The 12358-nt window shown below is 62.7% G+C and carries 7 protein-coding genes and 2 pseudogenes; 3 read left to right on the top strand and 6 right to left on the bottom strand.

From position 1 onward, the window contains the following. From QMX98_RS26175 to QMX98_RS26150, 6 genes and pseudogenes are all read right to left on the bottom strand, one after another. Positions 1-215, bottom strand: a pseudogene (locus QMX98_RS26175) (ABC transporter substrate-binding protein); the annotation flags it as partial. A 9-nt stretch (positions 216-224) separates the two neighbouring features. Then, positions 225-845 carry an SCO family protein gene (locus QMX98_RS26170; protein ID WP_282411588.1) on the bottom strand — a complete coding sequence of 207 codons (621 nt, stop codon included), beginning with the start codon at positions 843-845 and terminating at the stop codon, positions 225-227. Further along, the gene (locus QMX98_RS26165; protein ID WP_042932740.1) at positions 842-1498 is read right to left on the bottom strand and encodes an SCO family protein; all 657 of its coding nucleotides are present in this window, start codon (positions 1496-1498) and stop codon (positions 842-844) included. The genes QMX98_RS26170 and QMX98_RS26165 overlap by 4 nt, the downstream gene beginning before the upstream one ends. 13 nt (positions 1499-1511) lie before the next feature. Next, complete coding sequence (locus QMX98_RS26160) at positions 1512-3464, bottom strand: cytochrome D1 domain-containing protein (protein WP_282411587.1); 1953 nt, start codon at positions 3462-3464, stop codon at positions 1512-1514. Positions 3465-3541: 77 nt separating this feature from the next. Next, positions 3542-9355 (bottom strand): manganese-oxidizing multicopper oxidase MnxG, encoded by a 5814-nt coding sequence (mnxG, locus tag QMX98_RS26155; RefSeq protein ID WP_282411586.1) that lies wholly within the window; start codon positions 9353-9355, stop codon positions 3542-3544. Positions 9356-9560: 205 nt separating this feature from the next. Beyond that, a complete protein-coding gene (locus tag QMX98_RS26150) occupies positions 9561-10169 on the bottom strand; it encodes a lytic transglycosylase domain-containing protein (protein ID WP_010455720.1) in 609 nt (202 codons plus the stop codon). Between the two features lie 195 nt (positions 10170-10364). Between QMX98_RS26150 and gspG the strand changes: the two genes are divergently transcribed. The 3 genes and pseudogenes from gspG to QMX98_RS26135 all read left to right on the top strand — a co-directional run. After that, entirely contained in the window at positions 10365-10799 is a 435-nt protein-coding gene (gspG, locus tag QMX98_RS26145) for a type II secretion system major pseudopilin GspG (protein WP_077750400.1), read from the top strand. Positions 10800-10813: 14 nt separating this feature from the next. Next, entirely contained in the window at positions 10814-12001 is a 1188-nt protein-coding gene (locus tag QMX98_RS26140; protein ID WP_010455722.1) for a type II secretion system F family protein, read from the top strand. Positions 12002-12151: 150 nt separating this feature from the next. Continuing rightward, positions 12152-12358 (top strand): annotated as a pseudogene (locus tag QMX98_RS26135) (hypothetical protein); the annotation flags it as partial.

Genomic DNA, 12358 nt, shown 5'->3' with positions numbered 1-12358 from the left:
GCATCGGCGCCATGGCAATTGGCGCAGGGCAGGCTGGGGGCGGGCAGCAACATGCCCGCCGCGCCCACCCGAGCCATGATCGGCTCACCGCTTGCCGACACGCCCTCGCGATACAGCCGTTTACCGGCGCTTTCGCTGGGGCTCAGCGGCAGCGCATTGGCGGCGAGATTGATGCCGCCAATCAGTAGCAGGCCGAGGACGAGGGCAATGTTCATGGCGCGTGCTCAACGACTGGCCACGGGCATTGTCAGCAACTGCAAGCGCTGGGCAATGGCGGCGGCCGGTGCATCGGGACGGATCTTGCTCCAGCGCTTGTTGGCCACGTCACCGACAATCAGCTGCGTCGAGTGCTGCTCGGGAGTCGGCACAATCTGGCCGATGCGCCCCAGTACAAGGTCCATTTGTGCCTTGTCGCCGGTGAGAAAAAGCCAGTGGGGGCCATCGACGCCCTGCTTCAAGGTGTAAGCCTTGAGTACCGCCGGCGTATCGCGCAGCGGATCACTGGTAAGGGAGATAAAGGTGATGCCATCGGCCTTGTCGCCCAGCACTTCGCGGACTTCCTTGAGCTTTTGGGTGATCAGCGGGCAGGCATCGTTGCAACGGGTGAAAATCACGTTAAGCAACACCACGCGGTTTTGTAGCGCGTCACTGTAGAAACGCAGCGTGTTGCCGTTCTGGTCCTGCAACGGCGTGTCGGTGAACCAGGTTTTCGCATCCCGGGTGCCGCCGGCCGGTTGCGCAGCGGCCACCGCCGGCGCCGGCTCCTGGTGTCCTTCGTGGGAAAACGCCATAAAGCTGATGACGCAAAAACACATCGTAAGGAAGATCAAGGCGAGGGCTTTCATGGTTGGTGCTCCATGGCAATGGCCGTGTGTTTGGCGTGGGCGTTGCGCTGGCCGCTGAGTTTCTCGACCTGGCGGGTCAGCACGGTCGGGTCGGTAAAACCGTAATAGCGTGTCCAGTGGCGGCTGTTGCCGTCCCCCACCAGAATCAGCGGTTGATGGCTTTTGAAGTCACCGCTGAAGGAGCCGAGGCCCTTGAGGGTCTCGTTGATCGACTGCGAGCTGCCGGTCAGCCAGCTCCAGCCCGGCCCCTTCTGGAAGCTGCGGGCGTAGTCGTTGAGACGCTTGGCGTCATCGCGCTGCGGGTCGATGCTGATGGACACCAGTTGCACCTCCTCGCCGACCCGGGCGCCGAGTTGCTTCTGCACCTTGCCCATGATCGAGGACACCACCGGGCACACCGTGGTGCAGCTGGTGTAGATGAAACTCATGACCACGATTTTGTCGGTCACCAGGTCCTTTTCCAGACGCACCGGTTTGCCGTTCTGGTCCACCAGCGCAACGTCGGCGAATTTGACCTGGGCGCTTTCCGAACTGGCACTTTTGGCCGGCATGTCATGCCCGGCGTGTTCATCCGCCGAGTGCGCCAGGGCCTGGCCGATGCCGACGGCCAACAGGCAGAACGTCAGCAGTCCACGGTGTGCGAATCGGTTCATGTCGGTTTCCTCTTCAGTGGGCATCGCCGGGAATCACCCGAACGCTGGCAAAGGTCTTGTCATCGAAACTCGCGCCAAGGGACGCCGCACGCACGTGCAGGTACCAGGCGCCGTTCTGGTCGAGGGTCACCGGGGCTTCATAGATGCCATTGCCCACGTCAAGGGCCGCGACTTGCTGGGCCCGGGAAGTCGGAGCACGGAAGTAGCGCACCTGAACGTCCTTGATCCCGCTGCGCTGTGCCTTCTGCTGGCCCTGAACAATGCGAAACCGCACGGTGTAAGGGCTGCCGAGGGCGGCCGTGGACTTATCGAGCATGAACTCGACTTTTGGCACGCCGGGGAGCGTGGCGAGGTTCGGGTCCGGCTCAACCAGCGCCGTGAAGCAATGGATGATGTTCGGCTGGTTGAGCAGGAACGCCACGTCGAAACGCCCGGCGGCTGGCAGCTTGATCCGCGAACTGTAAAGCCCTGGCTCGACCTCGCGCAGACTTCGGTCGATGACCATGGCGGCCCGCGCCACCTGCCCGCGATTGGGGTAGCCGGACATCGGCGCGTTCATGCCTTCGGCGTAGAAATAGGTGGTGTTGTCCACCGGGTTGACCACGAACACCGCGTTGTCGTCCCGCGACACCGCCAGGCTCGAGGCCAGGGGCAAATCACCGGCCAGTCGTGGCGCCTGGGGCCCGGCTTCGAAACCCTGACTGATCGGCGTGCGGCCGGCCCCCAACGACGAGAGGTTGATCATCGTGACCTTGGCCGAGGCCAGTCCACGGATGTAGGCGTAGGCCTTGGTGAACACCACTTGATAGGGTTCGGCGGATACGTCCAGCTCGTGGATCATCGAATCGGTGGCCGCGTCGATCACCGCCACCTGGTTTTCCAGAGTGTTGAGGACGATGCCGAAACGCCCGTCCGCACTGAACCCCATCGGGCCCAGGCCCTGTTTCATTTTGATCACCCGCCGAACCGCGAGGCTGGCGGTATCGACCACGGTCACGCTGCCGTCCTTGCCGTCGGCGACATACACCGCCTGAGACAGCGGCGAGTACGCCACCGACAGCGGGTGCGAGCCGGTCTTGAGTTGCTTGCTGATGGTCAGGCTGGCGATGTCGATGATGCTCAGGGTGCCGTCGTCGCGGTTGCTGACGAAGGCAAAACGGCTGTCTTTGCTGAAGGCGATTTCATGGTGCCCGGCCCCGGTGGCCAGGTGTTTGAGTGGCTTGAGGCTGCGGGTGTCGATCACCGTGACCCCCGACTGCTCGGCAGTCTTGGCATTGTTGCCGACCCACAGCAGGCGCTCGTCAGGCTGCAAGGCTACGCGCACCGGGTTGCTGCCAGCGGCGACCGAGTCGACCAGCTTGAACTGCTCGCTGTCGATCACCGCCACTGCATCGGCGGTCGGCATGGAGACGAACACCCGTTTGTTGTCCTTGGGCGTGGTCCAGTCCATCGGCGGTTGCTTGATCTCAATCCGCGTCATGGTGCTGGTGATGCCGCCCACCGACACCGACGGGTCGACCACCGAGACACTGGCGTCGCGGTTCATCACCAGCAGGAAGTAGCTGTTCAAGTCGAGCAGCGGCCGCGCGCCAATGCTCGATTTGAGGAAGACCCCGACCCGGGATTTGCAGCTTTGCTCGCGGCCTTGAGCCTTGTCGGCGGCGATGGTTTCCGGGTCCAGCCAGGCGCCGGGGTTGACGCCTGACAACGGCTGGCCCGAGGCACTGTCGCTGACGCGGAACTGCACGTCGGCAAACTCGCCTTCACGCAACACACCGTCCTTGGCCAATGACTTGACCTCAAGCGCCACCGAAATCCCGTCTCGGGAGAGGTTCTGACCGCTCCAGGTGTTCGGCAGTGCGACTTCGCTCAGCAGGTTGGGCGGCGCGGTGCGCCAGACGCCGAAGCTGATGAGTGCCACTGCGACGACCAGCCCACAACCGGCGATTTTTGTAGTCCTGTTCATTACCCTCTCCCCTTACAGATCTGTGCCTGCCTTGTCCCTTGTAGGTACGAGCGGTGTCAGCCCCCCAACCCCTGGCTTTACGGTGCCGGTGCCGGTTCTGGCTCGTTGGTCACCCGCAGCAATCCCCAAAGCCCGGCGGTGTTGCCGTAGGCGCCGTAATCACGGAACAGGTAGTCGCCCGGTATTGCGTTGCTACCCCCGGCGCTCGGGTGCATGAAGCTGAAGTGCGCCGCCGGCAGGATGCTTTCACGAGCGCCGATGTACATCGACATCGGGTTGTAGCCGAACCGCACCGACCCCACCCCAGGTGTCATCATCGGATAGCCACCGGTATCGCTCTTCTCCGACTGGAACGGGTTGACCGACCAGACGTGACCGTCCAGTTGGAAGGTCGTGCCGCGACTGCCACCGGTCGGCATCAGGATATGGGTGCGGAACGGTTGCCCCGGTTTCACATACAGCACCGGTGTCTGAGGATCGCCACCGATCAGCGCATTGCTGTACGCCATATGCGCGTTAGGCACGTCACCGTAACCGGCGCCATTGGCGTGCCCGAACGGCGCATCCGGCGCCAACCCGAAGCGGAACCAGATCGGCTCGGCCTTGTAGTTGATGGCCATGCTCGAGTTGTCCTGTGGATCGGTCGGCACACCAAAGCCTTCGGCGGCAATACCTTCCACCGGCCGACCGTTGGCCCAGCGGATGTTCAACGCTTTCTGCCAGACCATCGCGAAGTCGCGGTAAGTGGTCTGCCCTGGTGCCGTGACCGTTGCGTTGGTTTTACGCGCATCCTCAACCCAGGTTGCGCCGATCGGCAGGATGGTCATCGCCCCACCCAAGCCTTTCTGCGGTTGTTTGATGAGGTCCGCCGGCGTGATATTCAGTCCGCCGAACTCCACCGCCGTGGCGTTGATGTTGTCGACACTGCGGCCCAGTTGCGAGATCGGCTTGCCTTCACGCTCCAGGTGCCCGGCGTAGTACTGATAAGTACGGGTCGGGTATGCGCCGCTGTTGCCGATGCGCGGTGGCACGGTCTGGATCGGGTTGGCGCCGACATTGGTGCCATCGGATTTGGTGATGTCATACGCCAGCAGTTGTGCATGCAGGCCAACATGGCTCGAAGGCCGCAGCAGGTTGTTGGTGAAGATGGTCGAGCCCTGGCCATTGTTGCGATCTCGCTTGACCAGCCCTTGCATCACGGCAGTCTGGGTCAGGTCGGGCATGACCACAGGCAAGCGGTTTTCCAGGGTGACGTTGATGCAGTCACCCGCCGCCGCGCGCAATACCAGCGGCTCCACCGGCACACCTGGTTTCATTTTTCCAGTGAGCGGATCGAGGTCGGATTTGCGCACGTACAGGATCGCAGTCGGATCATGCAACGGGCCGCTTTGACCGCCGATGGTGATGGTTTCGCCATCTTCAGGATCGACCACGGTGACCTGAGGGATGTTCACCGGCCGCGAGTTGAACACCAGGGTGCCACCCGCCGGGTTCAACGGCCCACCCACGTGTTGCCCGATACCGGCCGGATCGCCGATGGTCAGGTTCAACGGATTGCGCAGGATGTCGTTGGCCAGCGCCGCAACCACTTCATAGTTGCGTTGCACGGTCGGCCGGGTGCCGATGCCGTTCGGGTTGGCGCCATACCGTGGGCAGATGCCATCGAACGCCACGGTGTTGCGCATACCGGTCGGTTTCGGGTTGTTTGGCAGTGCGAACAGATCGCTGCGCTGGGTCGTGTAGTTGCGCATCACGCCCCAGATACCGTTCCAGTAACCTTCAATCGAAGCGTCCATCGAGTACAGGTAATCCCCCGTGGCCGCCGCCGAACTGGAGAGCATCGAAACCGGCGCGTTGAAGCCCAACTGTTCGGAGATACCGACCATCTGCGACGAGCGCCAGCCGGAGTTGGAGCTGTTGCCGAAGCCGGAACCGCTTTGCAGCCATTTCACGCCGTGCAGGGTCACGTTGTGCTCTTCTTCGTGACCGCCGGCATGCACCCGCAGCCGCACGTTGTCACCGGTGTAAGTGCGCAACATTGGCGTGAACGGGTCACCCGGTTCCGCGCCGCCACGGTTGACGTGTGGCGGGAACAGTGTGGTGCCGCCGGTTGGACCGGTGGCGGCGGTGACCAGGTTCGGTGCCAGGTTCATCGCCGGGATGGCGCGGTCGGTACGGCTTTGCATGGCGTACGCCAGGTCGCCGCCGAGGCCGTCGGCCTGCATGCCGCGCTTGCCGTCCGGGCCGACCTTGTTCGGGTCGTAGACCCGCAGGGCCAGCGGTTCGTTGCGGTAGTTGACCACGAACATGCCGGGGTCATCGACCGAGATCGCCTGTGGGCATGGCCGAGTCGGACAACCCGGCACCATACCGCCCTGCACTTCGATGATGCCGTCGAGCAAGGTGCTGGCGTTGTTGCGCACTGGCGGGTTGATCGCGTAGCGGAAGCTGTCCGCGGTGGCCGGGAAGGTTTGTGGATCAGGCACGCCGTTAGGACCGGCGCCCACATACACTCCGGCTTCATAGGCGTGCTGGAAGTCGCTGTACTCGAGGAAGAACTCACGGAAGCTGTCGTTCTTGCCGTCGCCGTCGATGTCCCCGGTGGACACCACCGCTTGCCACGAAGTCGGCCCGCCGTCCTGGCGCGCGCCGCTGTACAAAGGCTCGCCGGTTTCGGCGTGGAACCAGGTGGAACCGGCCGGTTCAGCCAGTACGGTGGCGTACAGGCCAATCTGTTGGTGAGTCGATGGGCCCAGGTGGTCGTGGGTAAAAATGGTCCCCAGTCCACGGTCGACACCTTTGGCGTTTACCACCGGATCGACGAACCAGCGCTGCATCGCCGTGCGCGCGCCCACCCAATCCGCCCGGCCATACTGACCGAAGTACGGGTGATTCCTGGCTTTTGGACAGGCCGGTGTGCCGTCACGTGGATCGGTGCCTTCGCACTGGTTGAACTCGCGAATGGCGCGGATGCGTTCTTGCACGGCCCCCGGGGAAAGCACGCCGTCTTCGTAGTTCCAGCCGTTGGCCGAACCGTCTGCCGCCGTCAGGTCCCATTTGGGGAGGTGAATGTGCTGACCGATCACGTCGGTCGGCGTGCGCACCTGATAGTCATCCATCTCATAGACGGCCGGCACCAGGTTGGTTTGCTGGTATTGCACGCAGTCGAAGGTGTTCATGCGCATCACCAGCGGCTCTGGTGGACGCTGCTTGGTGATGACCGGCCAGGCGTCTTCCCACAGGGCCAGAATGCGCGCTTGCGGGAAGTGGTAGCCGACCTTGTTGTACACCGCGTCGAACTGGATGTTCGCCGCTTTGTAAACCCGTGGACGGTCGGCGGTAAAGGTCGAAGAGCCGGTATAGGACATGCCGTCGATGCGTTCACCGCTGGCAAACTCGCCGGTGCCGGCGCTGCTGGTCAGGCGTTTTTGCCGGTCGTCCATGCACGGTTCGTAATAAGGCGCGCCGGCAATCGGCAAGGCACCGTTGGTGCGGAAGGCCTTCGCCACGATTTGATTGCCGGGCAGCAAGGCAAAGCTTGGGTGGTCCTTTTTGGCGTGGAAGGCCATGGCCGCCTGTTCGACTTCGGTGCCCTCTTCCGGCATGTAGATCGGTTTGGCGCGGGTCACTTCCTTGGAGAAATCCAGCGACGTGGTAATGGTGTGCGCCACGCCACCGGCGGAGAAACCGTCCAGGGAATGACGCCCCAGGCCGCCATCCCAGCCACCGGACTGCGCCGGGTCGAGGTTGGCCCACAAGGCGTTGCCGCTGGTTTTCAAGGACTGGGCCTTGGCCGCGTCGAGCATGTCCAGCGGTGGCGTCGGCGGACGTTGGCCGACCGAAGTTTCCATGCCGCCGATCCAGAACGGATAGCCAGGGTTCTTCAGGCTGCCGTCGGCATTGCGGTTGGCTTCGCTGCGATCCACCAGGGCCAGGGAACCGATGGCCTGAGCGCCGCCGCTGCTGCCGCTACCGCCGCCGTCGTCATCGTCGTCATCATCACCGGCGACCAGGGTCTCGCCGATTTTCGGCACCACCGCGACCTTGCCTGGCATCGGCGCCATGGCTTTGCCCGGCAGCGGCACGACCGCTGGAATCGGCGTACCGGCAATGATTTCGCCATCGGGCAAGGCCCGCGCACCTGCCGCCGGTTTACCGCTGCGTAGCGCGTAAGGTTCGCTGTGGAACCCGTCGGCACCTTGCTGGGAAACTTCGAGTCGGGTGCCTTCTTCAAACACGTCATGCACCCGCCACATGCTCCACATACCTTGTGCGAAGTGCGGATAGAAGTGGCAGTGGTAAATCGCATCGCCCGCTACGCGGTTACGGTTGCCCGAACCACCATTGGCGATTTCATAGGTGTAGCCGGCACCCGGGCCGATGCCCTGGGCATCCACATAGTCGGAGTTGTCGTCGTTGGGGTTGAACAGCCATTGATGACCGTGCAGGTGGAAGATGTGCTGCTCGTGGCCGTTGTGGGTGTTGCGGAATTTGACGAAGTCGCCAATGTAGCTGTGGTTGACGTTGGACGGCTCGGACGGATACAGCGCCATGGTCGCCTTGACCCCAATCTGATCGGCGCTCGGTACCTGCCCTGGAAGAATGCCTTCCAGGCCAGCGTTGGCCGGCACGTCCACCAGCATCGCCACGTCGCCGACAGTGTGCGAACTGAGGAAGAATTCTTCATAGGCGCAGGACAGGCAATCGTGCATCGGCCCGACACCCAGCCGGTTGGCCACCACCTCGGCGCCCATGCCGCCGGAGCCATAGTTGATCATGAACGAGTCGCGGGTCGGCTCCAGCACATGGGCCATGACCGGGTCGGCCCAATAAGCGGGGAACGCCTGGGTCGCGGCGGTTTCATCCTGGAACTGCGAGGCGAAATCGCGGAACGGTTCCAGCCGGTTCGGAATCGCCGGGTTGCGTTTGCCGACGGCTTCCAGCGGATAGGTCGACGGCGGGAAGCTGCCGTCGGCGTTGCTGCCCATCACAATCGCGTCGCTTTCGCTGGAGATGATTTCATTGCCGTCGACCATGTTGATGATCGGTGTGCCGGCCTTGTCTTCACGGATCCACGGTTCGCGTTGCGGGTAGCGCGCCTGGTAGTCGACGATCGGTTGACCGGCCGGGGTGCGGCCGCTGCTGGCCAGGCGCATCTCTTCTTCGGTCACGGTGTTGCGGTAGCTGCGGCCGCCCTTGGGCACCACCACGACCTGGCCGAACAGGCCGTTGGCAACGTTGCCCGCATCGCCTTCACCACCGAAAGTCGCGCCACGGCTGCTGGCGGCGAATGCACCTTCGCGCTCGGCGAACAAGGTGTAGGAACGGGTGCCGCCGGGGGCGACCAGCGAATTGCCGTTGCGCCCGGTGTACGAGGCGATGTCATCGATGCTGTTGACCGCTTGCATGCCGTTGACCTGGAAGCCGACGTGGCGGTCGGTGACCTGCTCATCGACTTTGAACTGCTCGACGTCACCGATTTCGACCTCCCCCTCGACCCCTTCCTCGCCGTTTTCGTGGCTGCCGGGATTGGCCTGATACGCCAGCAGGTTCTGCAGGTTGATGGTCAGGCAGTCACCGGCGGCCACCCGCAACACCAAGGGACGCGGACGCTTGTCGGGCCGCAGCGAGACTTTGCCCGGCACTGCCGCGCCGCCCTGAGCCAGGGACACATTGTGGTCGTCGACCACGTCGCGGCGCAGGGCGAACATCATGCCGTTGGCGTTCTGCGCCCCGAGGCGGTTGAACATCAGCGGCTGATCCAGCGCCACGACGTTCGCCACCAGATTGCGCTCGCAGCGCAGGGCCGCCTCAGCCAGCTCGATGCCGAACATCGACACCACCAACAGCGCGAATTTAAACAAGGACGAAGCGTTGTGTATGCCGGTCATGATCACGGGCCTCGCTGTGGGTGCTCACAGGGAATAATTCTCGACAAATCCGCTTGAGCAATCCGCATGCCATAAATAATTCAGTTAGTTTTCAGCCACTTGAAGCGACGATCTGAGAACTCGGGGGATATTCCCCACTTATTCCCCACTTTTCGGCCCAGTCCTTGTTGCCCCACTATTGGGGGACGTTCCCCACACTCGCCGATCACAGCGGTGCGTCCATGGCCAGGCCTTGCAAGCGCCGGTACTGACGCAAGACGCTGGGCACATAACGCTGGGTTTCAGCAAACGGCGGGACCACTCCGCCACGGCTCAGCACCGCTTGCGGCCCGGCGTTGTAGGCCGCCACGGCGAGGGTGATGTCGTTGTCGAACAGGGTCAGCAGGCGCTTGAGGTATTTGGCGCCGCCCTGGATATTGGCCTTGGGGTCATAGACGTTTTTCACCCCCATCTCCCGGGCGGTATCGGGCATCAATTGCATCAGCCCGCCGGCGCCTTTGGGGGACGTCGCATCCGAGTTGTAGCGGGACTCTTCGCGGATGACCGCGTGCAACAACGCGGCCGGCAATTCATTGGCCGTGGCGGCCGCCGACACCAGCTCTGCATAGGGTTGCCTGGCAATCATCTGAGGCTGCTGATCAAGACCGACCAGCGAGGATTGGGGCTCGTGAATCACCCGTTCATAGGTGCGGCCGGGACGGTGAACATTGGACAGTACGTAACTGCCCTTGGCGTCCACGGAAACGAACACATCGGCCTGTACGACGCTCGTCAGCAGCAAACAGCCGAGCAGTCCTGTGGTGAGTGTTTTCATTTTTTTGTCTCCCCTGCCCGGCCCCGAAAAATGGGGGTAATGCCCCAATGGCCGGTAGTAAACAAGCCATACGCAAGCACTGTGCCGAAAGCGCAAAGGCCCGGAATACAGGGGTTGTGGAAGAATGACCGGGGGTGAGCATGGCAATTGCATACGCCTCCATGGCGACCCTTCTGCCGACTGTGTGAGGTCATCATGAATCAGCGTTTGCGTTCCGCCCCGCGTCCTCAAGGCGGGTTCACCCTGCTCGAACTGTTGGTGGTGCTGGTGGTGCTGGGGCTGTTGGCCGGCATCGTCGCGCCGAAGTATTTCGCCCAACTGGGCCGCTCCGAAGTGAAGGTGGCCAAGGCGCAAATCGAAGGCTTGGGCAAAGCGCTCGACCTGTACCGTCTGGAGGTCGGTCATTACCCATCGACCGAACAAGGTTTGCAGGCGCTGGTCACTGCGCCAAGCGATGAAACCAAATGGACCGGTCCTTACTTGCAGAAAAAACTGCCGCAGGATCCGTGGGGCCGTAACTACAACTACCGCTACCCCGGCGAAAACGGCGAATACGATCTGCTGTCCATGGGCAAGGACGGCCAACCCGGCGGCGAAGGCGAAAACGCCGAAGTCACCAGCTGGCAATGACGGGGGGGCCGACCATGCGCTTTCATCTCAAGGCAGTGGGCAAGGCTGGCGTGGTCTCGATGACCGTCGAGGCTCCCGGCCACAGCGAGGCCCGGCGCATCGTCGAAGACCAGGGCTTGCGGGTGGTCAGCCTGCACGTCGAGCGGCACTGGCGCGCGTTGCGCCTTCGACAGCGCGAGACATTCAATCTGGTGTTGTTCAGCCAGGAACTGACCACCTTGCTCAACGCCGGCCTGCCGTTAATCGATGCGCTGGAAAGCCTCGCAGAAAAAGAGAACGCGCCACAGGCCCGTAAAACGTTGAGTGAACTGGTGCGCCTGCTGTATGAAGGCAAATCGTTCTCCCAGGCATTGGCCCAGCTGTCGGCAGTGTTCCCTCCGCTCTACGTCGCGCTGGTGCAGTCCAGTGAGAAGACCGGCGCCGTGGGTGATGCCCTGGGCCGCTATGTCAGCTATCGCCAGCGCATGGACGAGGTTCGGCAAAAAATCGTCAGCGCTTCGATCTACCCCCTGCTGTTGCTGGTGGTGGGCGGTGGCGTGGTGTTGTTCTTGATGGGTTACGTGGTGCCGCGCTTCAGCCTGGTGTTCGAAGGGCTGGGGTCGAATCTGCCGTGGCTGTCGCAAGTGCTGATGAGCTGCGGGATGTTCCTGCACGCCCACCAGGGTGAGTTCTTCGGCGCATTGGCGGCAATCATCGTCGCCCTCGGCTTTCTTCAGCGACAACCGGCTTTTCGTCGGGGCGTCGACCGTGTGATCGAAAAACTCCCGGCGGTCCATCAACGCATCTTCATGTACGAACTCGCGCGCTTCTATCGCTCCCTGGGCATCCTGTTGCAGGGCGGCATTCCCCTCGTCACCGCCATGGGCATGGTTCGCGGCCTGCTCACCCCCGCCTCCCGCGTGCGCCTGGACCAGGCCTGCGAACGGGTACGCGAGGGGCAGTCACTGTCGGCCGCGCTGGAGCTCAATCACCTGGTGACCCCAGTCTCCCTGCGCTTGCTTCGAGCGGGCGAACAATCCGGCAACCTCGGCCAGATGATGGAGCGCAGCGCTGACTTCTACGACGAAGAAATCAGCCGCTGGATCGAATGGTTCGTGCGGCTGTTCGAACCCTTGCTCATGACCTTCATCGGCCTGCTGATCGGGGTCATCGTGATCCTGATGTACATCCCGATCTTCGAACTGGCTTCGAGTATTCACTGACCCGCTGGAACAGGATCGATGTGTACCGTTCATCGTTCATACGCGTTGCCACTGAATTAATCGGCGCGTTGCGGTGTTCTCCCATTGAATCGAGCAGCAAGTTGCATTGTTCATCAACGTTCCAACCTGAATAAGAAGACGGAGAACGACATGCACATCAACAAGCTTTTACTGGCAGTAGCTATTGGCGCAGTTCTGTCGGCGTCTACCGTATTGATCCCGGACAGCTTGTCCGGGGTATCGAGTGCCCAGGCCAAGGATGGTGGTAGTGGTGGCGGCGGTGGATCGGGCGGCGGGGGCGGTCACGGCGGCGGTGGGTCTGGCGGTGGTGGCGGAGGTCACGGCGGCGGTTCTGGT

Origin of the sequence: Pseudomonas sp. PS02303 (assembly GCF_029959925.1) — a bacterium.
In the GTDB taxonomy this organism is placed as follows: domain Bacteria; phylum Pseudomonadota; class Gammaproteobacteria; order Pseudomonadales; family Pseudomonadaceae; genus Aquipseudomonas; species Aquipseudomonas mandelii.
This window is presented reverse-complemented; position numbering and strand designations above follow the sequence as displayed.

Coding starts and splice junctions, on each gene's coding strand:
- QMX98_RS26160 (WP_282411587.1), bottom strand. CDS start 3,464: ATGAACAGGACTACAAAAATCGCCGGTTGTGGGCTGGTCGTCGCAGTG.
- QMX98_RS26140 (WP_010455722.1), top strand. CDS start 10,814: ATGCGCTTTCATCTCAAGGCAGTGGGCAAGGCTGGCGTGGTCTCGATG.
- QMX98_RS26170 (WP_282411588.1), bottom strand. CDS start 845: ATGAAAGCCCTCGCCTTGATCTTCCTTACGATGTGTTTTTGCGTCATC.
- QMX98_RS26150 (WP_010455720.1), bottom strand. CDS start 10,169: ATGAAAACACTCACCACAGGACTGCTCGGCTGTTTGCTGCTGACGAGC.
- gspG (WP_077750400.1), top strand. CDS start 10,365: ATGAATCAGCGTTTGCGTTCCGCCCCGCGTCCTCAAGGCGGGTTCACC.
- mnxG (WP_282411586.1), bottom strand. CDS start 9,355: ATGACCGGCATACACAACGCTTCGTCCTTGTTTAAATTCGCGCTGTTG.
- QMX98_RS26165 (WP_042932740.1), bottom strand. CDS start 1,498: ATGAACCGATTCGCACACCGTGGACTGCTGACGTTCTGCCTGTTGGCC.